The sequence below is a fragment of the Gallibacterium salpingitidis genome (assembly GCF_001678495.1).
GTDB classification, from domain to species: domain Bacteria; phylum Pseudomonadota; class Gammaproteobacteria; order Enterobacterales; family Pasteurellaceae; genus Gallibacterium; species Gallibacterium salpingitidis.
On sequence record NZ_JTJL01000001.1, the window covers coordinates 105,074 to 126,984 of the forward strand.

Annotated in this window: 23 protein-coding genes; 13 read left to right on the plus strand and 10 right to left on the minus strand. The window is 37.6% G+C overall.

Features of this window, described 5'->3' with window-relative positions:
• Positions 1 to 4 precede the first annotated feature (4 nt).
• The 4 genes from corA to ftsY form a co-directional block, all read right to left on the minus strand.
• Positions 5 to 952: a magnesium/cobalt transporter CorA gene (gene corA, locus QS62_RS00505; protein ID WP_066104249.1), complete on the minus strand. Its 948-nt coding sequence runs from the start codon at positions 950 to 952 to the stop codon at positions 5 to 7.
• 262 nt (positions 953 to 1,214) lie between these two features.
• A complete protein-coding gene (gene ftsX / locus QS62_RS00510; RefSeq protein ID WP_066104251.1) occupies positions 1,215 to 2,150 on the minus strand; it encodes a permease-like cell division protein FtsX in 936 nt (311 codons plus the stop codon).
• A 10-nt stretch (positions 2,151 to 2,160) separates the two neighbouring features.
• Entirely contained in the window at positions 2,161 to 2,826 is a 666-nt protein-coding gene (gene ftsE, locus QS62_RS00515; protein WP_066104254.1) for a cell division ATP-binding protein FtsE, read from the minus strand.
• Positions 2,827 to 2,835: 9 nt separating this feature from the next.
• Complete coding sequence (gene ftsY, locus QS62_RS00520) at positions 2,836 to 4,095, minus strand: signal recognition particle-docking protein FtsY (RefSeq protein WP_066104260.1); 1,260 nt, start codon at positions 4,093 to 4,095, stop codon at positions 2,836 to 2,838.
• Positions 4,096 to 4,204: 109 nt separating this feature from the next.
• Between ftsY and rsmD the strand changes: the two genes are divergently transcribed.
• Together rsmD and QS62_RS00530 are read left to right on the plus strand one after the other, a co-directional pair.
• The gene (gene rsmD, locus QS62_RS00525; protein ID WP_066104262.1) at positions 4,205 to 4,804 is read left to right on the plus strand and encodes a 16S rRNA (guanine(966)-N(2))-methyltransferase RsmD; all 600 of its coding nucleotides are present in this window, start codon (positions 4,205 to 4,207) and stop codon (positions 4,802 to 4,804) included.
• The gene (locus QS62_RS00530; RefSeq protein WP_066104265.1) at positions 4,801 to 5,793 is read left to right on the plus strand and encodes an MDR family oxidoreductase; all 993 of its coding nucleotides are present in this window, start codon (positions 4,801 to 4,803) and stop codon (positions 5,791 to 5,793) included. Before rsmD ends, QS62_RS00530 begins: the two co-directional genes overlap by 4 nt.
• A 60-nt stretch (positions 5,794 to 5,853) precedes the next feature.
• Here the strand turns inward: QS62_RS00530 and QS62_RS00535 are convergent, their stop codons facing one another.
• On the minus strand, positions 5,854 to 6,873 hold the full coding sequence (locus tag QS62_RS00535) for a LacI family DNA-binding transcriptional regulator (RefSeq protein WP_066104268.1): 1,020 nt from the start codon (positions 6,871 to 6,873) through the stop codon (positions 5,854 to 5,856).
• A gap of 165 nt (positions 6,874 to 7,038) precedes the next feature.
• Between QS62_RS00535 and QS62_RS00540 the strand changes: the two genes are divergently transcribed.
• The 5 genes from QS62_RS00540 to QS62_RS00560 are packed head-to-tail and all read left to right on the plus strand — an operon-like array spanning position 7,039 to position 10,919.
• Positions 7,039 to 7,485, plus strand: a complete 447-nt coding sequence (locus QS62_RS00540; protein ID WP_231923655.1) for a PTS sugar transporter subunit IIA — start codon at positions 7,039 to 7,041, stop codon at positions 7,483 to 7,485.
• Between the two features lie 14 nt (positions 7,486 to 7,499).
• Positions 7,500 to 7,772: a PTS sugar transporter subunit IIB gene (locus QS62_RS00545; protein ID WP_066104274.1), complete on the plus strand. Its 273-nt coding sequence runs from the start codon at positions 7,500 to 7,502 to the stop codon at positions 7,770 to 7,772.
• Between the two features lie 16 nt (positions 7,773 to 7,788).
• On the plus strand, positions 7,789 to 9,153 hold the full coding sequence (locus QS62_RS00550) for a PTS ascorbate transporter subunit IIC (protein ID WP_066104279.1): 1,365 nt from the start codon (positions 7,789 to 7,791) through the stop codon (positions 9,151 to 9,153).
• 4 nt (positions 9,154 to 9,157) lie between these two features.
• Positions 9,158 to 9,979 (plus strand): transketolase, encoded by an 822-nt coding sequence (locus QS62_RS00555; RefSeq protein WP_066104282.1) that lies wholly within the window; start codon positions 9,158 to 9,160, stop codon positions 9,977 to 9,979.
• A complete protein-coding gene (locus QS62_RS00560; protein WP_066104284.1) occupies positions 9,972 to 10,919 on the plus strand; it encodes a transketolase family protein in 948 nt (315 codons plus the stop codon). The genes QS62_RS00555 and QS62_RS00560 overlap by 8 nt, the downstream gene beginning before the upstream one ends.
• A gap of 92 nt (positions 10,920 to 11,011) precedes the next feature.
• Here the strand turns inward: QS62_RS00560 and QS62_RS00565 are convergent, their stop codons facing one another.
• The 4 genes from QS62_RS00565 to QS62_RS00580 form a co-directional block, all read right to left on the minus strand.
• Positions 11,012 to 11,806 (minus strand): ABC transporter ATP-binding protein, encoded by a 795-nt coding sequence (locus tag QS62_RS00565; protein WP_066104288.1) that lies wholly within the window; start codon positions 11,804 to 11,806, stop codon positions 11,012 to 11,014.
• 3 nt (positions 11,807 to 11,809) lie between these two features.
• Positions 11,810 to 12,712 (minus strand): ABC transporter permease, encoded by a 903-nt coding sequence (locus QS62_RS00570; protein WP_066104291.1) that lies wholly within the window; start codon positions 12,710 to 12,712, stop codon positions 11,810 to 11,812.
• Between the two features lie 68 nt (positions 12,713 to 12,780).
• Positions 12,781 to 13,752, minus strand: a complete 972-nt coding sequence (locus QS62_RS00575) for an ABC transporter substrate-binding protein (protein ID WP_066104293.1) — start codon at positions 13,750 to 13,752, stop codon at positions 12,781 to 12,783.
• 200 nt (positions 13,753 to 13,952) lie between these two features.
• The gene (locus QS62_RS00580; protein ID WP_066104298.1) at positions 13,953 to 14,768 is read right to left on the minus strand and encodes a Cof-type HAD-IIB family hydrolase; all 816 of its coding nucleotides are present in this window, start codon (positions 14,766 to 14,768) and stop codon (positions 13,953 to 13,955) included.
• A 130-nt stretch (positions 14,769 to 14,898) separates the two neighbouring features.
• Between QS62_RS00580 and QS62_RS00585 the strand changes: the two genes are divergently transcribed.
• The 6 genes from QS62_RS00585 (at position 14,899) to era (ending at position 20,823) form a co-directional block, all read left to right on the plus strand.
• On the plus strand, positions 14,899 to 15,603 hold the full coding sequence (locus QS62_RS00585) for a phosphoribosyltransferase family protein (RefSeq protein ID WP_066104301.1): 705 nt from the start codon (positions 14,899 to 14,901) through the stop codon (positions 15,601 to 15,603).
• An 88-nt stretch (positions 15,604 to 15,691) separates the two neighbouring features.
• Positions 15,692 to 16,276: a Fe-S biogenesis protein NfuA gene (nfuA, locus tag QS62_RS00590; RefSeq protein WP_066104304.1), complete on the plus strand. Its 585-nt coding sequence runs from the start codon at positions 15,692 to 15,694 to the stop codon at positions 16,274 to 16,276.
• 149 nt (positions 16,277 to 16,425) lie between these two features.
• Positions 16,426 to 18,222 carry a translation elongation factor 4 gene (gene lepA, locus QS62_RS00595; RefSeq protein ID WP_066104309.1) on the plus strand — a complete coding sequence of 599 codons (1,797 nt, stop codon included), beginning with the start codon at positions 16,426 to 16,428 and terminating at the stop codon, positions 18,220 to 18,222.
• Between the two features lie 9 nt (positions 18,223 to 18,231).
• Positions 18,232 to 19,203 (plus strand): signal peptidase I, encoded by a 972-nt coding sequence (gene lepB, locus QS62_RS00600; protein WP_066104312.1) that lies wholly within the window; start codon positions 18,232 to 18,234, stop codon positions 19,201 to 19,203.
• A 2-nt stretch (positions 19,204 to 19,205) separates the two neighbouring features.
• Entirely contained in the window at positions 19,206 to 19,886 is a 681-nt protein-coding gene (rnc, locus tag QS62_RS00605) for a ribonuclease III (RefSeq protein WP_066104317.1), read from the plus strand.
• Positions 19,887 to 19,902: 16 nt separating this feature from the next.
• Complete coding sequence (era, locus tag QS62_RS00610; protein WP_066104320.1) at positions 19,903 to 20,823, plus strand: GTPase Era; 921 nt, start codon at positions 19,903 to 19,905, stop codon at positions 20,821 to 20,823.
• Between the two features lie 55 nt (positions 20,824 to 20,878).
• Here the strand turns inward: era and QS62_RS00615 are convergent, their stop codons facing one another.
• Positions 20,879 to 21,703 (minus strand): DUF5718 family protein, encoded by an 825-nt coding sequence (locus QS62_RS00615; protein WP_066104322.1) that lies wholly within the window; start codon positions 21,701 to 21,703, stop codon positions 20,879 to 20,881.
• Between the last annotated feature and the right edge of the window lie 208 nt (positions 21,704 to 21,911).

Genomic DNA, 21,911 nt, shown 5'->3' on the forward strand with positions numbered 1-21,911 from the left:
TGAGTTACAGCCATCCTTTCCGTTTAAAGTATAAGAATGGGAAAAGAGCCGCAAGTACCATTAAAGTAAGCGCAAATGGGTAACCGAATTTCCACGTTAGTTCTGGCATATTGGCGAAGTTCATACCATAAGTAGAAGAAACTAATGTTGGCGGTAAGAAAATCAATGATGCCACAGAGAAGATCTTCATAATACGGTTCTGTTCGATATTCATAAAACCCATTGCCGCTTGCATTAAGAAGTTCACTTTTTGGAAAAGTGATTCATTATGTGGCTGCAAAGATTCAATATCTCGTAATACTTCTCTGGCTTGTTCTAACTGGCTTGTTGGTAAACGTGTTTTACGCACCAAAAAACTTAAAGCTCGTTGTGTATCCATTAAGCAAAGACGCACTTTAGAACTAACGTCTTCTTGTTCGGTTAAGGTCGCTAATGCTTGATCAAAAGCCTCTCCCTGTTTTCCTTCTAGAATAATACGGCTTAATTTTTCTAAGTCGGCATAAACAGTTTCGATAACATCGGCTAACTGCTCAATTTTCGTTTCAAAGAGATCAAGTAATAACTCATAGGCATTACATTCTAAGAGTTTTTGGGTGCGTGAGCGCATACGATATAACCGAAAGGCAGGTAGCTCGCGATCTCTTAGTGAGAATAAACGACCATCTCGTAAGGTAAATGCAACTGTAGCAATATCAGCGTAATCGTCTTCATCTTCGCAATAGAAGAAAGAGTGTAAATGTAAGCCATCTTCATCTTCAAAGAAACGTGCAGATGCCTCGATATCTTCTAATTCCAAATAAGAGGCTAGACTTTGTCCTAAGCCTTCTTGCAGCATTTCACGTTCTTCAACGGTCGGTTCTAAAAGATCAATCCAAATGGCATCATTCAATGCTTCACTATTTTCATCAATCCGCACTAAGCGTGCGTCATCCAAAGCAAATGCTCCGATCATGTTCGTACTCCCTTGGTTGGGTTATGAACAACGCAATGAACAAAATAAAAAGATTCTAGTTTAAATGGGGTAGTGGATACTCACCGGCTTTTCGCCGATAAGCAAAGGCTATGAGGCGAAAAGATTAGTTAAAAATATAAAACCAGTATCGACTGTGACTGTCCAAAGTGTTTGTCCTCATAGAAAAAATATCGGGCGGAATGTTACTCTTGTCGTGGGGGATAGTCAAGTTTCGCCTGAGGGCGAAACTCAACTTTTCAGATTAATTTTTCTTTTCAAAATCATTAATATGTTTGTTCGCTGAGATCCAAGCGGCAGCGTAGCCGATAGCGGAACAAATAATAATCATAAAGAGAATTTCAGGGATCGCTAAGCCGTTTAATTCAAATTTTAGGGCAAAGATATTCGCGACATAACTAACGGCTGTTGCAAAATAGCCTATGAGCATAAAACTAAAAATAGTCGCTAAGATACTGCCTAATACGCCATAAATAATGCCGGTACAGAGAAATGGTCGCAAAATAAAGTTGTTGGTGGCGCCGAGTAGTTTCATAACTTCGATACTTGCTCTGCTGCTATAAACATCAGAACGTACGCTATTTCCGATCACCAAAAAGACCGCTAAGCTCATCAAAATACTGCAAATAATCGCAATTTGCGCTACTAGATAAGATACGGCTCCTAATTTTTCCATCCAGTCATCATCAAGACGAACTTCTTGCACCCCTTTAATTTTGCTGAGCGCTGTTCTTAGCTCCATTAATTCATTGGTATTTTGGTACTCTTTAGTTGGTTTGATCATTACCACTGCTGGTAATGGGTTATCATCTAATAACGCAAGTTCTTCACCAAAGCCCGACCATTGACGGAAATCTTCAAGACTTTTTTGTCGTGAAATATAGTTCAACGAAGCGACCCCTTCTTGAGAACGTAATTTTTCTACAATAGTGCTGGTATCTTGTTCGCTTAAACTTTTATTTAAATAGACTGCTAATTCTGATTCAGGATAAAAGTTATCGACGGCATATTGCACGTTTTTCCATAAAAGATAAGTAGTAACTGGTACAGTTAGTGAAACAGCAATAACGAGAACGGTGAGTAATGTACCCAGTTTTCTTTTATATAGTTCACGTATTACCATTTGGAAGACGATTTTCAGTTGCAACCATAACGGTGCATTTACTTGACGTTGACTCATAGTAATTCCATTAACGAATAAATTGTTTTAAATGTCCTTGTTCAAGCACAATAGTTGGTTTTGGATTTTGTGAAATCATATTGATATCGTGTGTGGCGATAATGACGGTAACGCCCATATGATTTAATTGCTCGAATAGACGAAAAATTTCTAATGATAATTCTTTATCTAAATTTCCAGTAGGCTCATCAGCCAATAATAATTGCGGTTTATTGACGATCGCACGAGCGATATCAATACGTTGTTGTTCACCGCCAGAAAGTTGTTGCGGATAATAATCTGCACGATGAAATAGCCCAACACGATCTAAGGCTGCTGAGGCACGACGTTTTACTTCTGATGGATGCATACCATTGATAACTAGCGGTAATCCTACATTATCCAAAACGGTATAACTGGTTAGTAAGCGATAATCTTGATGTACCATCCCAATTTGACGGCGTAGATAAGGCATTTCTGAAGTAGAAAGACGTGTAATATCATGACCGTTAAACCAAATATTGCCGCCATTAGCACGCTCAATGCCTAAAATTAATTTTAGAAGCGTACTTTTTCCTGCACCAGAATGACCAGTAATATAAGTCATACTGCCAACTGGTAAATGAAAATTGATCCCTTGTAAGGCGGGTTTATTACCGCCGCTATAAACTTTACTGACTTCGGAAAATCGAATCATAGTTTTTCCTTATACTTCTTTCTCTGATACAAACAACGCTTCGATAAACTCTTCACTCTTGAATGGGCGCAGATCATCAATTTTTTCACCAACGCCAATATAGCGAATTGGTACATTAAATTGATCAGCTAGAGCGAAAATTACTCCACCTTTCGCTGTGCCATCTAATTTGGTTAAGGTAATGCCTGTAATACCAACCGCTTCATTAAATAATTTCATTTGGCTGATGGCATTTTGACCTGTACCTGCATCAAGGGTGAGCATAATTTCGTGAGGCGCTGTTTCGTCATATTTCTTCATTACACGCACAATTTTGCGCAATTCATCCATTAGGTTATTTTTATTCTGTAAACGGCCTGCGGTATCAGCAATTAAGACATCAATACCTTTTGCGGTAGCGGACTGCATTGCATCATAGAGAACAGATGCTGAGTCTGAACCAGTGGCTTGCGCAATAACAGGAATATGGTTACGTTCACCCCATACTTGTAATTGCTCAACTGCTGCAGCGCGGAAAGTATCGCCTGCTGCTAACATGACTGACTTGCCTTGTTGTTGGAATTGTTTTGCTAACTTACCGATAGTTGTTGTTTTCCCAACTCCATTAACTCCAACCATTAAGATGACAAAAGGTTTTTTATCGGTTAGCACTAACGGTTGTTCGGTTGGTTTAAGAATAGCACCTAACTCAACTTTTAATTGTTGATAGAGTAATTCTGCGTCTTTTAATTGTTTACGGCTTGCGTGTTCAGTTAGATTATCAATAATTTTGCTGGTTGTAGGCACACCAACATCAGCAATTAATAATTGTTCTTCTAACTCTTCAAACAGTTCATCATCGATTTTTTTGCCAGAGAAAAAGTTAAGAAAACCTGCACCAATATTTTGCTTGGTTTTGACTAAACCTTGCACCAAACGGCTAAAAAAGCCTGGTTTTGTTGGTTTCTCTTGTGTTTCAATTTTGCTTGGCTCTGGCTCTGGCTCTGGCTCTGGCTGTAAAAGTTCTTCAGCTACTGTTTCTGTTGGAATAAGATTTTCGCTAGCCTCACTAGGCTGTGGAGTTGTTTCGGCAGTTGGTTCGATATGTTCTTGTGTCGTAACTACGTTGTCGGTAGTTGCTTCTGTTTGTTGTGTAGTGGAGTTGTCAATAACAGAAGATTGTTCTTGTTCTACGCTGGTTTGAGAATGATGAGTGGATGATTGTTCTGATTGTTTATTACGTCCAAATAACGAAGCCCAAAATCCTTTTTTCTGTTTATTTTCTGACATATAAAATTACCGAGTTAATTCAATAGATGATCCAAATTAATTAAGAATAGACTAAAATGGTTGCTAGTTTATCATTTAAATTTATCTATGCTTAGTATTTCTTCTTATTATGGCAAAAAACCTGACAAAAGTTCCTCAAGGTAAAGGTGAAGTGCGTATTATCGCTGGATTATGGCGAGGTCGAAAGCTTCCAGTATTATTATCACAAGGGTTACGACCAACATCAGATCGCGTGCGTGAAACCTTATTCAATTGGCTGATGAATGACATTGTGTCAGCAAACTGCTTAGATTGTTTCGCTGGCAGTGGTGCATTAGGCTTTGAAGCGCTTTCTCGGCAAGCGGCAAAAGTGGTGATGTTGGAAAAATCGCCGGTGGTGGCAAAACAGTTAAAGCAAAATTTACAACAACTCAAAACGCAAAATGGCGAGATTATTTGTATTGATACGCTGACGTATTTAGCGCAACACCAGCCAGAACAACCGTTTAATGTTGTGTTTTTGGATCCCCCTTTTCATCAAGATTTATTAAATACAACCTTAACTTTATTGGAAACGCACCATTGGTTGGCAGATGATGCGTTAATTTATCTTGAAAGTGAAAAGACGTTGCAGAATATCGACATACCAGCGAGTTGGCAGTTGCTGAAAGAGAAGTTTACTCAGCAAGTTGCTTATCGCCTTTATCAAAAAACAGGAGTAGCAGAATGAAAGCACTTGTGCTTAGACAAACAGAAACCGAACCGTTTAAATGCCAGCTAGAAAATATTGATGAACGATTTTTTCCTGAAGCACAACGTAGCGAAAGTATCAAAATTAAGGTGCATTATTCTTCTTTGAACTACAAAGATGCTTTGGCAATTTGCGGGGTTGGTAAAATCATCAAACAGTACCCTTTTATTCCCGGCATTGATGTTGTTGGCAGTGTTGCCAGTAGTTCAGATGCAAACTTTAAAGTAGGCGATTTGGTGTTGGCAACAGGATTTGGTTATGGTGAAGTGCAATTTGGCGCTATGAGTGAATTTGCCTTTGTGCAACCACAACATTTATTAAAATTATCTGGCGCATTAACAGAGTATAAAGCGATCGCATTAGGCACAGCAGGATTAACTGCAATGTTGTGTGTTGAAGCATTACGCCAAGCTGGGATTACTCCAGAAAAAGGCCCAGTCATTGTTACTGGTGCAAGTGGTGGTGTAGGGTCGATAGCGGTATATCTGCTAACCAAACTGGGTTATCAAGTGAGTGCTGTTTCCGGCAATTCGGTTTGTTATCAATCGTTATTGCAATTAGGCGTACAAAAAGTATATGACCGCCACCATTTTAGTGAGCCATGCCGACCATTAGAAAAGCAGCAATTTGCTGGTGTTATTGATACTGTTGGTGGTGATATTTTGGCGAATCTCTTAACTAAAGTGCAATATGGTGGTTGTGTTGCCTGTTGTGGTTTGGCGCAAAGTTATCAATTAAATACAACGGTAATGCCGTTTATTTTGCGTAATGTCCGTTTGCAAGGTATTGATTCTGTTTATTTTCCATTAATAGAGCGTCAAGCTTTATGGCAAGAGTTAGCGCGCTTAATAGAAGATGATTATTTGAAAAAATTTACGCGTGAAATCGCCTTAGCCGATGTACCTAGTTATGCAAAAAAATTACTTGAACATCAGTTATATGGGCGGACGATTATTCGAGTGAGTTAGTACGAAAGAATTAAGCGGTAGGGTACTGATTATAACTTACCGCTTTTTTATTTAAACCATTTACGCACTATCACGTACAATTAAACGGCTGCGAACTAAAATATTTTCTGGTTTATAGGTAATATGCTGCTGTGATAAGCGACGTAAGGTTCTGCCAGCGAGAATTCCCATTTCACGATAAGGGATATGTACAGTAGTTAATTTGGGATATGACACTTCGCTCACTTCTAAACCGCCAATGCTAGTAATAGAAACCTCATGTGGAATATTGATATGACGGCGTAATGATTCAAATAAAGCACCACAAGCTACCTCATCAGATAAACAAATAAAGGCATCTATATTTCCCCAGAGTAAAAGTGCTTCGTTAAACAATTGGCAACCTGTTTTGAATGAAGCTTGTTCGGCAGTATGTAATACAAGATGCGGATTAATAAAGTGCTCTAAACAGGCATCATGCCAACTCTTCATATATTGTTGAAAGATTGCTAAATGTTGATTAGCACAGAGTAAACCAATTTCTCGTTTGCCTTTTTGTAAAAGATGGGTAACTAGTAAATGAATGACGTGTGATACATCAATACCGATATTAATACTGAAATTGTTAGTTTGTTTAGCACCGATCGTAATTAATGGAATATTTAACACTTTTAGGCGTTGTTGCTGTTGTTCATTACACTCCATATTGAGTAGTACAATCATTTCTGGAGCGTATTTAATAAGTTCATTAATCCAATCTTTTTCCTTTTCTACTAATAGGATTAATAATTGTAAGTCTGTTGTCTGTATCTCTCGATGCAATCCATCCATAATCAATGTATTTTCTGTTGCAATAAGAGAATTTGTGACTAGTACAACCGTATTGGAGCTAACAGTGGCTAAATTTCTGGCTGCAATATTAGGGATATATCCCATTGTCTGAATTGTCTGTTGAATCTTATTACGCAGCTCTTCTGAAACAAGTTCTGGTTTATGTATTGCACGAGATACCGTCATTTGCCCAACGCCAACAGCTTTCGCGATATCAGCTAAAGTCACTTTTCCGGTACTACGTCTAGATTTGTTTTTTGGTTCTGTCATAACCGCTTTATCTATTTGGAATATCAAAAGAAAATTTTATTTAAGTATATCATCACATAAAAAATAAATAGAAAATGTTAGCGCTATCACAAAAATGAAATTTGCTGATTGCTGAGCAATTTTGCTTTGATTAAACTGCGTTATAACAAAAAAACAGAGGAGTAGATGATGTTAAAACAATTTTTACCTAAATCACGTATACAAATTGTGGAAAAGGCAGATTCTTGGCAAGAAGCGGTAAAACTTTGTGCAAAACCATTACTTGATGAAGGAATGATTGAACCACGATATGTAGATAAGATTTTTCAACTTTATGAAGACATCGGTCCTTATTTTGTTATAGCACCTAAGATTGCCATGCCTCATGCACGACCAGAAGATGGCGTTATTGCGACAGGTTTATCTTTGTTAGTTGTTTCATCAGGAGTGAATTTTCATTCTGAAGATAATGATCCTGTGTCATTAATTATTATGCTTGCTGCAAAAGATAATACTGAACATTTATCCGCATTAGCGTCTTTAGCTGAGATGCTTGGTGATGATGAAAATGTTGAACGGTTAGTTAATGCAACAACGACGGATGAGATTTTTACTTTTATTCAAAACCAATAACCTTGGAGGTTTTTATGAAAATTATGGCAGTGTGTGGCTCTGGTTTAGGCAGCAGCTTTATGATGGAAATGAATATTAAAAAAGTATTAAACAAAATGGGAGTTACCGCAGAAGTAGAACATACAGATTTAGCTTCTGTGAATCCAACTGATGCAGATTTATTTGTGATGGCAAAAGATATTGCAGCGAGTAGTGGTATTTCGCAAGACAAACTAATTGTTATTACAAATATTGTAAGTTTAGCTGAATATGAAGAAAAACTTACAGAATACTTTAATGCAAATTAATTAAGAGGGAATTACTATGAATGCCTTCCTTTTCTTCATTTTAGATATCCTTAAAGTACCTGCTGTTTTAGTTGGTTTAATTGCATTAGTTGGCTTAATCGCACAGAAAAAAGCGATGCCAGATATTATTAAAGGAACCATTAAAACTATCTTAGGTTTTATTGTGTTAGGTGGTGGTGCAGGTGTTTTATTAGGCTCATTAACACCACTTGGTGATATGTTCCAACATGCCTTTAATGTACAAGGTATTATTCCAAATAATGAAGCCATCGTGTCATTAGCATTGCAAAAATATGGTACCGCAACAGCCTTAATTATGGCGTTTGGTATGGTTGCTAATATTGTGATTGCTCGCTTTACCCGCTTAAAATTCATCTTTCTTACTGGTCACCATACATTCTATATGGCGTGTATGATCGGTATTATTCTTACTGTTGCTGGTTTCGACGGTATTCAACTTGTATTTGTTGGTGCATTGTCATTGGGACTTGTGATGGCGTTTTTCCCATATATTGCACACCGTTATATGAAACGTATTACTGGTAGTGACAATGTTGGATTTGGCCATTTTGGTACTGTCGGTTATGTTTTAGCTGGTGCAATTGGTGAATGGACAGGTAAAGGTTCGAAATCTACTGAGGAAATGAATTTACCGAAAAATTTAAGTTTCCTACGTGATAGCTCAATTTCTATCTCATTAACTATGATGGTGATTTATCTCATCTTAGCAGTAGCAAGTGGATCAGAGTTTATCGAAACTAAATTTAGCGGCGGACAAAACTATTTAGTTTATGCCATTATTCAAGCAGTTACCTTTGCGGCCGGGGTTTTCATCATCCTACAAGGTGTACGCTTAATTTTGGCTGAAATTGTTCCTGCATTTACTGGTTTCTCAGAAAAATTAGTACCAAATGCAAGACCTGCACTAGATTGTCCGATTGTATTCCCATACGCACCAAATGCAGTACTTATCGGTTTCCTAGCGAGTTTTGTTGGTGGTTTAGTAGGGCTATTTATTCTTGGCCAATTAAGTTGGGTATTAATTCTTCCTGGTGTTGTGCCTCACTTCTTCTGTGGTGCGACAGCTGGGGTATTTGGTAATGCAATGGGTGGACGTAGAGGCGCTATTATTGGTGCATTTGCTCATGGTGTATTAATTACTTTCCTTCCTGTGTTCTTACTTCCAGTTTTAGGAAATTTAGGTTTTGCCAATACCACTTTCTCTGATGCTGATTTTGGTGTGATCGGTATTATTTTAGGAAATATGGCAAATTACTGGAACAAAGATGTTATTACTGCGGTTATTGTTGGTATTTTTGTAGTATTAGTTGCTTATAACTATGTGAAGAAAGAAAAAGCTGCAGTAGAAACTAAGGAGTAATGTAATGGAAACAGATTTAGTCAAGTTCGCTAATCAAATTCGGGTTGCTACCTTAAAAACATTACTTCATCTAGGCTTTGGCCATTTTGGCGGTAGTATGTCAATTGTTGAAACGTTGGCAGCATTATATGGCAAAGTGATGAAGATTGATCCTCAGCATCCAGATTGGGACGAACGAGATTATTTTGTATTATCTAAGGGGCATGGAGGCCCCGCTCTTTATAGTACACTGGCGCTCAAAGGTTTTTTCCCTCTTGAACAATTGCAAACATTAAATCAAAACCAAACGTTGTTACCAAGTCATCCAGATCGTTTAAAAACAAAAGGAGTTGATGCTACAACAGGTTCGTTGGGGCAAGGTTTATCTATTGCGACTGGTATTGCATTTTCCCACCATCTTAGAGGAATGGAAAATCGTACTTTCTGTATCGTAGGAGATGGCGAGTTAAATGAAGGACAATGTTGGGAGGCGTTGCAATTTATTGCTCATCATCGTTTAACTAATCTAACAGTGTTGGTTGATTACAATAAAATGCAGTTAGATGGTACGTTATCTGCGATTATTGAGCCTTTTAGTTTAGCTGAGAAGTTTAAAGCCTTTGGTTTTGATTGTATTGAAGTTGATGGAAAAGATGTACAACAGATAGCGTCGGTTTTAACACAAAAGCCTGAAGGTAAGCCAAAATTAATTGTGCTAAATACGATTAAAGGACAAGGTGTACCTTATTTAGAAGGATTAAAAAATAGTCACCATTTACGACTTGATGATGCAATGAAACAATCAATTCAACAGGCTATTCTGGATTTGGAGGCAAAATATGCGTAGTTTGCAAAAAGATAATGTTGAAATGAGAGCTATCTATGCATCGACAATGACAGAATTGATAAAAAACAATCCGTTGATTGTTGATTTAGAAGCAGATTTGATGAGCTCTATGTCAATGGATAAAGTGCAGAAGTTGTATCCTAACAATGTGATTAATTGTGGCATTATGGAAGCTCATACAGTTGGTTTGGCAGCGGGGATGTCGATTGCGGGTCATATTCCGTTTTTCCATACTTTTACTGCATTCGCCAGTCGTCGTTGTTTTGATCAATTGTTTATGTCATTAGATTACCAAAAGAATAATGTCAAAGTGATTGCATCTGATGCAGGCATTACTTCAGCTCATAATGGCGGTACTCATATGTCATTTGAGGATATGGGTATTGTTAGAGGTTTAGCAAATGCTAATGTCTTAGAGATGACAGATGCAACGATGTTCAAAGATATCTTGCAGCAGCTAGCGCAATTGCAAGGTTTTTATTGGATTAGAACGATTAGGAAGCAAGCTATCAAAATTTATCCAGAGAATGAAACGTTTACGATTGGTAAAGCGAAAGTTCTGCAAGAAGGTAAAGATATTACCTTAATCGCAAATGGCATTATGGTAGCTGAAGCTTTGTTAGCCGCAGATATTTTACAAGAACGTCATCAAATTTCGGCAACAGTAATTGATATGTTTACTTTGAAGCCGATTGATGCAGAAACCATTATTAAATATGCTCGTAAAACAGGTAGAGTCGTAACTTGTGAAAATCATAGTGTTGAAAATGGTTTAGGCTCCGCCGTTGCAGAAGTATTGGTAGAATCTGCGCCAGTACCGATGCGTAGAGTAGGTATCAAAGGTCGTTATGGTCAAGTTGGAACGGTTGATTTTCTACAAAAAGAATATCAATTAACTGCGGAAGATATTGTAAAACAAGCTTTGACTTTATTTGACTAAAATTTAGAGATAATCTTCCTAAATAAGAAAGGCTTAGTCTATTTACTAAGCCTTTCGTTTTGAACAAATTGTTGTAGTGATAACTATAAAGATTAGTCTAATAACAAACTATCATCTGTGATGCGTTCACCACGTGTACTTTCAAACATTTGCAATAAATCTTGTACTCCCATACGTTTACGTTTGTCACCTGAAACGTCTAATACAACTTGTCCTTGGTGCAGCATAACAGTGCGATCACCATGATCTAATGCTTGCTGCATAGAGTGAGTTACCATCATTACGGTAAGTTGATTTTCAGCTACAATTTTATCAGTGAGTTCCATAACAAAAGCCGCAGTTTTAGGATCCAGTGCGGCAGTATGTTCATCAAGTAATAAAATACTAGATGGCTGTAAAGAGGCCATTAATAGACTTACAGCTTGACGTTGTCCGCCAGAGAGTAATCCCATTCTATCACTGAGACGATTTTCTAGACCGAGTTTCAGCATAGATAACTTCTCACGAAAGAATTCTCTCGTTTCTTTTTTTACAAAAAATGAAAGATTACGGCGTTGACCACGACAATATGCGAGAGCCATATTTTCTTCAATCGTTAATCCTTCACAAGTACCTAACATTGGGTCTTGGAAAACACGCGCTACGGAAGCTGCACGTTGCCAAGTTGTTTTGCGAGTAACATCTTCATCATTGAGGTAAATTTTGCCACTGTCTACTAAATAATCACCACAGATAGCATTAAGTAGTGTAGATTTACCCGCACCATTACTCCCAATAACGGTAACAAATTCACCTTTAGCAATATTGAGAGAAAGCCCTCTTAATACTGGATTCTCGATCGGCGTACCACGATTAAAAGTGATGCGCAGATTATCTAATTTCATCATTGTTCATTCCCCCTTTTTGCTAAGAAAACGACTTTTTAGTTGTGGGAGTATGAGGACAAAGACAACTAAAATGGCTGTAACTAAGTTAAGATCTTGAGCTCCAAAGCCAATGTCGCGTAATGTTTCGCTACTTAATGCAATTGCAATAAAGAAACGATAGAGAATTGAACCAATAATTACGGCTAATGTAATCATAAATAACCGCTTAGCTGGAATTAAGGTTTCACCGATAATGACAGCCGCTAAACCGATTACGATAGTACCAACACCGATTGACATATCAGCACCACCTTGTGTTTGTACGAATAATGCACCACCTAGTGAAATCAACGCATTCGATAATGCCATACCAAGATAAATCATACGTCCTGTTGGAATACCTTGTGCTTTTGACATTCTCAAGTTCGCACCAGTAGCGCGGACAGCCAGACCAATTTCAGTGTTAAAGAACCAGTCTAAAAGTAATTTAACAACAATCACAAACCCAAAAACTAATGCTGGTTGTACATACATTTGGTTACTTGCATCAGCATTAATAAAAGGATCGAAAATTGTAGTTTCACCTAACAATGGCAAGTTTGGTGCACCCATAATGCGTAAATTCACTGAATAGAGCGCAATCATTACCAAGATACTGGCAAGTAATTGCAAAATTTTTAGTGAAACGTGTAACCAAGCAGTGATTAAACCGGCAATTGCTCCCGCAAACGTAGCAATTAATGTTGCTAACCAAGGATTAATTCCACTTACGATACAAACGGCACAAACAGCGCCACCTAATGGAAAACTTCCGTCAGCAGTTAAATCAGGGAAGTCTAAAATACGGAAAGAAATCAGCACACCTAATGCAACAATGGCATAAATTAAACCAATTTCTAATGCACCTAAAAATAGAACTGAAGTCATAATGGTAATATTACATAAACGAAAACAATGGGATAGGTACGTTTTGTACCTATCCTGAACATAGAAAATTATTCTTTTATTACTTCTTTAGCTGAATCCACTAAATCTTGTGGTACTTTAACACCAAAGGCTTTAGCTGCTTTCAGATTAAGATAAAGATCCAATTTATCCATTGTTTTAACTGGAATATTGCCTGGTTTTTCACCTTTCAAAATTGAACCAACAATTTTTCCGGTTTCTTCACCTAGTACATAATAGTTGTTAGATAAGGCAGCAATTGCTCCACGAGCAACGGTGCTGGTATCTGCAGCAATAAGAGGAATACCCGCATCTAATGCACTCTTATAAAGTGCTTCATATGCAGAAACAACACCATTATCGGTAGAGGTATAGATAGCATCTACACGACCTTTTAGACTACGTGCAGCAGTACTAATGTCTGTTGTACGTGGTGCAGGTGCTTCTACTACTGTAAACCCGTTAGCTTTACCAGCTTCTTGTAATTGTTTTAAGACCACAGTTGAATTCACTTCACCAGAACTATAAACAAAGCCAATCGCTTTTAAGTTCGGAATTAAGCGTTTGATCAAATCAATTTGTGGTTGAATTGGTAAGGTATCAGAAGTACCAGTGACATTGGTTCCTGAAGCTTCCCATGATTTCACTAATTTAGCTGCAACAGGATCACTAATAGCGGAGAAAACAAGAGGAATATGGCGGGTTGCAGCTGCGACAGCTTGCGCACTAGGTGTACCAATAGCAACAATAACATCAGGTTTATCACCAACAAATTTACGAGCAATTTGTGCTGCAGTAGCTGTATTTCCTTGTGCACTTTGGAAATCAATCTTTAGATTTTTTCCTTCTTCAAAACCTTCTTTCTTTAATTCAGCAATAGTACCTTGACGGACCGCATCAAGCGCAGGGTGTTCAACAATGGCGGTAATTGCAACATTTTTGACATCAGCTGCTAGGGCATTACCAGTTAATAAAGTGGTTGCTGCTAATGTTGCCCATAAGGCAAGTTTAAATTTTTTCATAGTCGCTCCTTTAGTGCTCAAGTGAAATTTTGGCTGTAAACATAACGTTACATTACTGTGTTGCAGTAAGTGAATTAGTTATAGCACAGAGCGACTTTATTGAGAAGATCTTTGACTAACAATAATTTATCTGTATTTTTTGTATTTTTGCGATCATTGTCACAAAATTATCGTTGTAAAGATTTTATTACGTTGTAAAGTTACAAGTCGGATTCTTCTAACACGCCTAATGCGAGTAATCCTTTTAAAAGTCCATCATGTTCAATATCTTCAGTGATGTAATTGGCAACTTTTTTCAGTTCAGGATGTGCATTTCCCATTGCGACGCCAGTACCGACATGACTAATCATTTCAATATCATTTAGTCCGTCACCAAAAGCCATCACGTTATCAATCGTCAAGCCGAGATATTCTACCACTGCGTCAATACCACTCGCTTTTGAACCAGTAGCCACGAGACAATCGACTGAATAATCGTGCCAACGTACTGCTTTGAATTGTTCACCAAGAATGCCGGAATCAGCAATAAATTGATCTTGGTCGGCAGAATAGAAAAGGAGTAACTGATAAACATCGTGTGTTTTGTAATAGTCTTGATCGATGAAATAACGGGTGGTAATTGGATCGAGTGCTTCTTTTAATTGCGGGGTGATATTCGAAACGGCAATTCCTTCATTGCCAACAAATGCATATTCGATATGGTGTTGGCTTAAAAAGCGGATAATGCGTTCAATGTCTGCAATAGCAATAGGGTGTTTCGTAATAACTTGATTTTTATAACTATTATATTGCCCATTAATCGTCACGAATAATTCAATGCCTTCATCTTTGATCAATTGATCAATTTTTTCTGGAAAAGCACAACGTGCACGACCAGTAGCAATAGCAGGAATAATGCCTTTACGTTTTAAACTACGGATGACGGTTGGTACGCTATTAGGAAGGATAGCTTTATTTTTAACGTAAAGGGTTTCATCGATATCAAAAAAAATAACTTTAATTGGTGCTTTTAACATACTTCAAACATCTTTATGGCTAGAAAAACAAGCGCTAATCATAGCATTTTTTTCTGTTTTTCTCGAAGTAGTTCACAAAAGATTCAGCGGTAATGATTGTTTCCGTAATAAGTGTTGTAATGTTGCCAGTATGAAAAGTACGAATCTTTTTGATGTGGGTTGTGTTGTTTGTGGACGTCGTTTGAGGATTGCGCAGCATGGGATCTGTTCGTGTTGCTATCAACAAGTAATACGGCAGCCATATTGTGGGCGTTGTGGCGCTGTTTTACCTGAAAATCGTTTGCAATGTGGTTTATGCTTATTGGCGCCACCAAAGTGGCAGCGAATTGTGTTTGTTTCTGCATTTGAAGAACCAATACGTTCTCTTATTTATCGTTTTAAATTTAATCAAGATTATTGGTTAGATCGTAGTTTAGCACGTTGGTTATTGTTGGCAGTGAGAGAAGCAAAACGTACACATAACTTATCGTTACCAGATTTATTAATTCCAGTACCACTACATCATCAAAGACAATGGCGACGTGGTTATAATCAGGCGAGTTTGTTAGCACGTTATTTAAGTCATTGGTTAAATATCCCATTTCGGCAAGATTTGATTCAGCGACAGCGTGCAACGGAATCACAACGAGGAAAAAGTGCAGAACAACGGCAAAAAAATTTGGCACAGGCGTTTAAATTAGTTAAACCATTGCCTGTTGGTATTAAATCAATCGCTTTAATTGATGATGTGATTACTACTGGAACAACAATGGAGGAAATTTGCCATTGTTTACAACAAGTTGGCGTTCAAGAAATTCAAGTGTGGGCATTGTGCAAAACTCAAAAAATGAGTTGATTTTGGGTGAGGGAGTAGAAAAAATTCTTGATTGAGCGTATTATTCCCGACCATATCAGTCAAGTATTAATGAAGGAATCAAAGCATTATGCAACAAATTGTTATTTCTAGTGCAGCACAAGCACATTTCCGTAAATTGCTCGATCAACAAGAAGAGGGAACTAATATCCGAATTTTTGTGGTAAATCCTGGAACACCAAATGCAGAATGTGGTGTTTCTTATTGCCCACCTTCCGCAGTAGAAGCAACAGACTGTGAAATGAAATATGAAACTTTTTCTGCTTTTGTTGATGAAATTAGTTTGCCTTTCTTAGAAGATGCAGAAATTGATTTTGTTACTGATGATATGGGAACGCAATTAACCTTAAAAGCACCAAATGCAAAAATGCGCAAAGTAGCTGATGATGCACCGTTAATTGAACGCGTTGATTATGTGATTCAAACACAAATTAATCCGCAATTAGCTAGTCATGGTGGACGTATTACCTTGATTGAAATTACGGAAGATGGCGAAGCAATTTTACAGTTCGGTGGTGGTTGCAACGGTTGTTCAATGGTGGATGTAACCTTAAAAGAAGGCGTGGAAAAACAATTGCTTGCACAATTTGATGGTGAGTTAAAAGGCGTGAAAGATGTTACAGAACATCAACGCGGAGAACACTCTTATTATTAATTAATTGTGTTAGTGAAAAGGCGGAGTAAATCTGCCTTTTTGCTGAAAAATATAACAAATTCCTTTCTAGTAGCAGTTTTTCCTTGTTTCTTGTAAAATCTTCCGATTATTTTTTCATTTATTAACCGAAATATTAAAATTACTCATCTATGAAGAATATCCGTAATTTCTCAATTATTGCTCATATTGATCATGGTAAATCAACGCTTTCCGACCGTTTAATTCAAGTCTGTGGTGGCTTAACAGAACGGGAAATGGAGGAACAGGTTCTGGATTCAATGGATCTTGAACGTGAGCGTGGTATCACTATTAAAGCACAAAGTGTAACGTTAGATTACACTGCGAAAAATGGTGAAACTTATCAATTAAATTTTATTGATACCCCAGGCCACGTTGACTTTTCCTATGAAGTTTCGCGTTCATTAGCAGCGTGTGAGGGAGCGTTGTTAGTGGTTGATGCTGGGCAAGGTGTAGAAGCACAAACTTTGGCTAACTGCTATACCGCGATTGAGATGGATTTAGAAGTTGTGCCAATTTTAAATAAAATTGACTTACCTGCAGCTGATCCTGAGCGTGTGGCAGAAGAGATTGAGGATATTGTTGGAATTGATGCGATTGATGCAGTACGTTGTTCTGCAAAAACGGGGCTTGGTGTAGAAGATGTTTTAGAAGAAATTGTGAAACGTATTCCAGCACCAAAAGGCGATCCGGAAGCGCCATTACAAGCATTGATTATTGACTCATGGTTTGACAATTATCTTGGTGTTGTTTCTTTAGTGCGAATTAAAAATGGTACATTGAAGAAAGGCGATAAGATTAAGGTAATGAGTTCAGGACAGAGTTATGGTGTTGATCGTTTAGGTATTTTTACACCAAAACAAGTAGATACTACGGAGCTTTCTTGTGGTGAAGTAGGTTGGGTAGTTTGTGGTATTAAGGATATTCTTGGTGCGCCTGTTGGTGATACGTTGACTTTACATCACAATCCAGCGGATAAGCCATTACCAGGGTTCAAAAAGGTAAAACCGCAAGTTTATGCGGGTTTATTCCCTGTCAGTTCAGATGACTATGAGGCATTTCGTGATGCATTAGGAAAGTTAAGTTTGAATGATGCTTCTTTGTTTTATGAACCAGAAAACTCAAGTGCATTAGGTTTTGGTTTCCGTTGTGGTTTCCTAGGCTTATTGCATATGGAGATCATTCAAGAGCGTTTAGAACGTGAATATGATCTTGATTTGATTACTACGGCACCGACAGTAATTTATGAAGTTGCAATGACTAATGGTGAAGTTATCTATGTCGATAGTCCGGCAAAATTACCGCCAATCAATAATATTGAAGAGATTCGTGAACCAATTGCAGAATGTAATATGTTATTGCCACAGGAATATTTAGGTAATGTCATTACATTATGTGTGGAAAAACGTGGTGTACAAACACATATGGTATATCATGGTAATCAAGTTGCGTTGACTTATGAAATCCCAATGGGAGAAGTGGTATTAGATTTCTTTGATCGTTTAAAATCGACTTCTCGTGGTTATGCATCGTTAGATTATTCATTCAAACGTTTCCAAACTGCAGATATGGTGCGAGTTGATATTATGATTAACGGTGATCGCGTTGATGCGTTGGCGTTGATTGTACATAAAGATAATGCGCCGTATCGTGGTCGTGAGTTAGTTGAAAAAATGAAAGAACTCATTCCGCGTCAACAATTTGATATTGCTATTCAGGCGGCCATTGGTAACCATATTATTGCTCGCTCGACAGTGAAGCAATTGCGTAAAAATGTATTGGCGAAATGTTATGGCGGTGACGTAAGCCGTAAGAAGAAACTATTACAGAAACAAAAAGAAGGGAAGAAACGCATGAAATCTCTTGGTAATGTAGAAGTACCACAAGAGGCATTTTTAGCAATTCTTCATGTAGGAAAAGACAAATAAGGAGCAAGTATGTCAAATTTTTTCTTGCCTATTTTATTGGTAATTGGATTTGTCTTATGGAAAGTGTTGGATTATTTCCAACTTCCTAATACTTTTACGATCTTGCTGATTATTTTCTCTGTATTATCAGGTATTTTCTGGTGTCATCATCGCTTTGTTTTGCAGCCAAAACGTTTGCGTCAAATTGCTCGTGCTGAACAACGTAGTGGCAAAGAGTTAACAGATGAAGAAAAAGCACGTATCGAACCAATTTCAGAAAGTGAAGAATTTCTTGCGTCTTTATTTCCTGTATTGGCGATCGTGTTAATTGTACGTTCATTTTTATATGAACCTTTCCAAATTCCTTCTGGTTCTATGGAACCGACTTTACGTGTAGGGGATTTTTTATTGGTCAACAAATATGAGTATGGCGTGAAAGATCCTGTATTTCAAACAAAGTGGATTCCAATAGGAGAACCAAAACGTGGCGATGTGATTGTCTTTAAAGCACCAATTCAGCCTAATGTGGACTATATTAAGCGTGTCATTGGCCTGCCAGGCGATCATATTAAATATAATCAACAAGATGGTGTGTTAACGGTAACGCCTGCATGTGGTTCTGATAGTTGCCCTAGCGAAACTTATCGTTATGAGGGTTTAACGCAAAATCCTGAGTTTGTTTATCATGGTAGTGCGCAAATTGAACGCACTGAAATTGGCGCAGTAACACATCAAATTTTATTGAACCCAGATCGTTTTAATTATGATCCTTATTATTTCAAACAAGATGGAAACCCAGTGGGTGAATGGACCGTACCTGAAGGGGAATATTTTGTGATGGGTGATAACCGAGATAATAGTAATGACAGTCGTTTTTGGGGATTTGTCCCTGAACAAAATATTGTCGGTAAAGCAACAGTGATCTGGTTAAGTTTAGATAAAAAAGAGGGCGAATGGCCGACAGGAATTCGGACTGATCGCTTCTTTCAAACCATCAAATAATTATGAATAGTGAACATTTAGATCGATTACAACATAAATTAGGATATCAATTTAAGAAAATAGCTTTATTGGAACAGGCGCTCACCCATCGTAGTGCAGCGAGTGTTCATAATGAACGCCTTGAGTTTTTAGGTGATTCTATTTTGAATTTTACTATTGGTGAAGCGTTATATCATCAATTCCCAAAGGCAGCAGAAGGTGATCTCAGTAGAATGCGGGCAACGTTAGTTCGTGAGCAGACTTTAGCACAAATTGCTCTTGAGTTTGCATTAGGGGATTACTTAAAACTTGGCCCAGGTGAGTTAAAAAGTGGTGGTTATCGTCGTAGTTCGATTTTATCTGATTGCGTTGAGGCTATTATTGGTGCGATTCATTTGGATAATGGTATTGAAACTGCGCAACATGTCATTTTAACTTGGTATCAACAACGTTTGGCTGAAATCCAACCTGGCGATAGTCAAAAAGACCCTAAAACGAGATTACAAGAATATTTACAAGGTATTCGTCAGCCATTACCAAATTATACTGTTGTTGATATTAGAGGTGAGGCACACAATCAAACCTTTAAAGTTACTTGCCAAATTCAGCAATTAGAAGAAGTATTTGAGGGAATTGGGAGTAGCCGTCGTAAAGCAGAGCAAGCTGCCGCAGAAAAAATTTTGGCAGTATTAAAAATTAAATAATTGAATGAGTAACAGAATGACAGAAAATTCTCAAACCTTAGATCAAGAAACCTATTGCGGTTTTATTGCCATTGTTGGTCGTCCAAATGTGGGTAAATCGACCTTATTAAATAAAATTTTAGGGCAAAAGATCTCCATTACTTCGCGTAAAGCACAAACCACTCGTCATCGTATTGTCGGTATTCATACGGATGGTATTTATCAAGCTATTTATGTGGATACTCCGGGCTTACATATTGAAGAAAAACGTGCGATCAACCGTTTGATGAATCGTGCGGCGAGTAGTGCAATTAGTGATGTAGATTTAATCATCTTTGTTGTTGATGGAACACATTGGAATGATGATGATGAAATGGTGTTGAATAAATTACGCAATGCTAAAGCACCTGTTGTGTTAGCTATTAACAAAATCGATAATGTTAAAAATAAAGATGAATTATTGCCGTTTATTCAACAACTTACGGAAAAATTTGATTTTAAAGAAATTATTCCAATTTCGGCACAACGTGGCAACAATGTACATCAATTAGAGAAAATTGTTCGTCAATCATTACGTAAGGGCGTTCATCACTTCCCAGAAGAGTACATTACTGATCGCTCGCAACGCTTTATGGCTTCTGAAATTATTCGTGAAAAATTAATGCGTTTTATGGGCGAAGAATTGCCTTATTCTGTAACTGTAGAAATTGAACAGTTTAAAGTGAATGAACGTGGTACTTATGAGATTAATGGCTTAATTCTTGTTGAACGTGAAGGGCAAAAGAAAATGGTCATTGGTCACCAAGGTCAGAAACTCAAAACGATTGGTACTGAAGCCAGACAAGATATGCAACGGCTATTTGATGCGAAAGTACATTTAGAGCTTTGGGTAAAAGTGAAAAGTGGCTGGGCTGATGATGAAAGAGCATTAAGAAGTCTTGGCTATATGGATGATTAAATTTTGTTAAAAAGAAAAAACCTCAAAAATAAATTTTGAGGTTTTTTTATGTAGTTTAAGCGATAACTTTTTGCACTAATGCTGAAATATCTGCAGGGAAAGTTTCTTGTGCAGCAAATTGTTTAATCTGTTCTTCACTATATTTTCGTCCATCATAGACAACAACGATACTGGTATCATCGACTTGTAAATAATTGGTTTCACCAAATTCTGTATAACGAGTAGCACCAATACTAATTACTGCTTGAGTTGGGTAATTAGCCTGTTGTAGTAATTCGGCAATATTATTCATCGGACCTTGATCGGGTTGATGATTCATTCTATCAATGATCCAATCAATGAGTTTTTGGTTAAAGTAATTGTAACCAGCGATTGGGCTATCAATACCATAAGCAGTTAATACTTGTTGGCGTTTGTGGTAGCAAGCGATGCGGAAATGATCCAACTCTCCGCCTTTTTCGAGTGAATTTACTGCTAATTGGTTGGCAGAAATCCCTTTAGATGATGCTCCCCAATTCTTTTTCTCACAAATCTTTTTCGCATTTGGTTTGCGGATAGAACAATCGTTATAAGCAGCGAAGGCAAAAGGGTGTAAAGCCGTAACCTGCTTATTTTGATCGTATTCAATGTTAAAGAGGACTGCGACTTCAGGTTCAATCTGTAAATTGTCGGCACCTTGTGGCATCTTAATTTCAGTTGATGATAAGGGGAATGTTGCTAAAAAACTGTCACTGTTTGGTACATAGAAAGGAAAGATTGCTTTAGGTTGGGACTCTTCGGTAGTAACTACATTTTCAAAATCTTTTGCTTCGCCAGCTTGCTCTAAATGACCGGCAAAATTGCCAGCAACACCAAAACCAATAAATTGGGTTAAGTTCATAATGATCTCCGTAAGGGTAAAAAAACAAGGTTAAAAAGAAAATTGCTGTAAAACAATACGTTTTGTGGAAATTCTAAGCAACTAAATAAAAAAATGTGAATTACTTCAAAAAATCTGTTGCAAGGCAATAAAAAATCCCTATAATGCCGCCTCACGCAACGAGAGCAAGGAAGCACAGTGCTGAAGTAAAATGGTGCTGAAGATTTCC

Excerpts from the sequence above, each read along its gene's own strand:
- corA (WP_066104249.1), bottom strand. The coding sequence starts at position 952 with ATGATCGGAGCATTTGCTTTGGATGACGCACGCTTAGTGCGGATTGAT.
- ftsX (WP_066104251.1), bottom strand. The coding sequence starts at position 2,150 with ATGAGTCAACGTCAAGTAAATGCACCGTTATGGTTGCAACTGAAAATC.
- ftsE (WP_066104254.1), bottom strand. The coding sequence starts at position 2,826 with ATGATTCGATTTTCCGAAGTCAGTAAAGTTTATAGCGGCGGTAATAAA.
- ftsY (WP_066104260.1), bottom strand. The coding sequence starts at position 4,095 with ATGTCAGAAAATAAACAGAAAAAAGGATTTTGGGCTTCGTTATTTGGA.
- rsmD (WP_066104262.1), top strand. The coding sequence starts at position 4,205 with ATGGCAAAAAACCTGACAAAAGTTCCTCAAGGTAAAGGTGAAGTGCGT.
- QS62_RS00530 (WP_066104265.1), top strand. The coding sequence starts at position 4,801 with ATGAAAGCACTTGTGCTTAGACAAACAGAAACCGAACCGTTTAAATGC.
- QS62_RS00535 (WP_066104268.1), bottom strand. The coding sequence starts at position 6,873 with ATGACAGAACCAAAAAACAAATCTAGACGTAGTACCGGAAAAGTGACT.
- QS62_RS00540 (WP_231923655.1), top strand. The coding sequence starts at position 7,039 with ATGATGTTAAAACAATTTTTACCTAAATCACGTATACAAATTGTGGAA.
- QS62_RS00545 (WP_066104274.1), top strand. The coding sequence starts at position 7,500 with ATGAAAATTATGGCAGTGTGTGGCTCTGGTTTAGGCAGCAGCTTTATG.
- QS62_RS00550 (WP_066104279.1), top strand. The coding sequence starts at position 7,789 with ATGAATGCCTTCCTTTTCTTCATTTTAGATATCCTTAAAGTACCTGCT.
- QS62_RS00555 (WP_066104282.1), top strand. The coding sequence starts at position 9,158 with ATGGAAACAGATTTAGTCAAGTTCGCTAATCAAATTCGGGTTGCTACC.
- QS62_RS00560 (WP_066104284.1), top strand. The coding sequence starts at position 9,972 with ATGCGTAGTTTGCAAAAAGATAATGTTGAAATGAGAGCTATCTATGCA.
- QS62_RS00565 (WP_066104288.1), bottom strand. The coding sequence starts at position 11,806 with ATGATGAAATTAGATAATCTGCGCATCACTTTTAATCGTGGTACGCCG.
- QS62_RS00570 (WP_066104291.1), bottom strand. The coding sequence starts at position 12,712 with ATGACTTCAGTTCTATTTTTAGGTGCATTAGAAATTGGTTTAATTTAT.
- QS62_RS00575 (WP_066104293.1), bottom strand. The coding sequence starts at position 13,752 with ATGAAAAAATTTAAACTTGCCTTATGGGCAACATTAGCAGCAACCACT.
- QS62_RS00580 (WP_066104298.1), bottom strand. The coding sequence starts at position 14,768 with ATGTTAAAAGCACCAATTAAAGTTATTTTTTTTGATATCGATGAAACC.
- QS62_RS00585 (WP_066104301.1), top strand. The coding sequence starts at position 14,899 with ATGAAAAGTACGAATCTTTTTGATGTGGGTTGTGTTGTTTGTGGACGT.
- nfuA (WP_066104304.1), top strand. The coding sequence starts at position 15,692 with ATGCAACAAATTGTTATTTCTAGTGCAGCACAAGCACATTTCCGTAAA.
- lepA (WP_066104309.1), top strand. The coding sequence starts at position 16,426 with ATGAAGAATATCCGTAATTTCTCAATTATTGCTCATATTGATCATGGT.
- lepB (WP_066104312.1), top strand. The coding sequence starts at position 18,232 with ATGTCAAATTTTTTCTTGCCTATTTTATTGGTAATTGGATTTGTCTTA.
- rnc (WP_066104317.1), top strand. The coding sequence starts at position 19,206 with ATGAATAGTGAACATTTAGATCGATTACAACATAAATTAGGATATCAA.
- era (WP_066104320.1), top strand. The coding sequence starts at position 19,903 with ATGACAGAAAATTCTCAAACCTTAGATCAAGAAACCTATTGCGGTTTT.
- QS62_RS00615 (WP_066104322.1), bottom strand. The coding sequence starts at position 21,703 with ATGAACTTAACCCAATTTATTGGTTTTGGTGTTGCTGGCAATTTTGCC.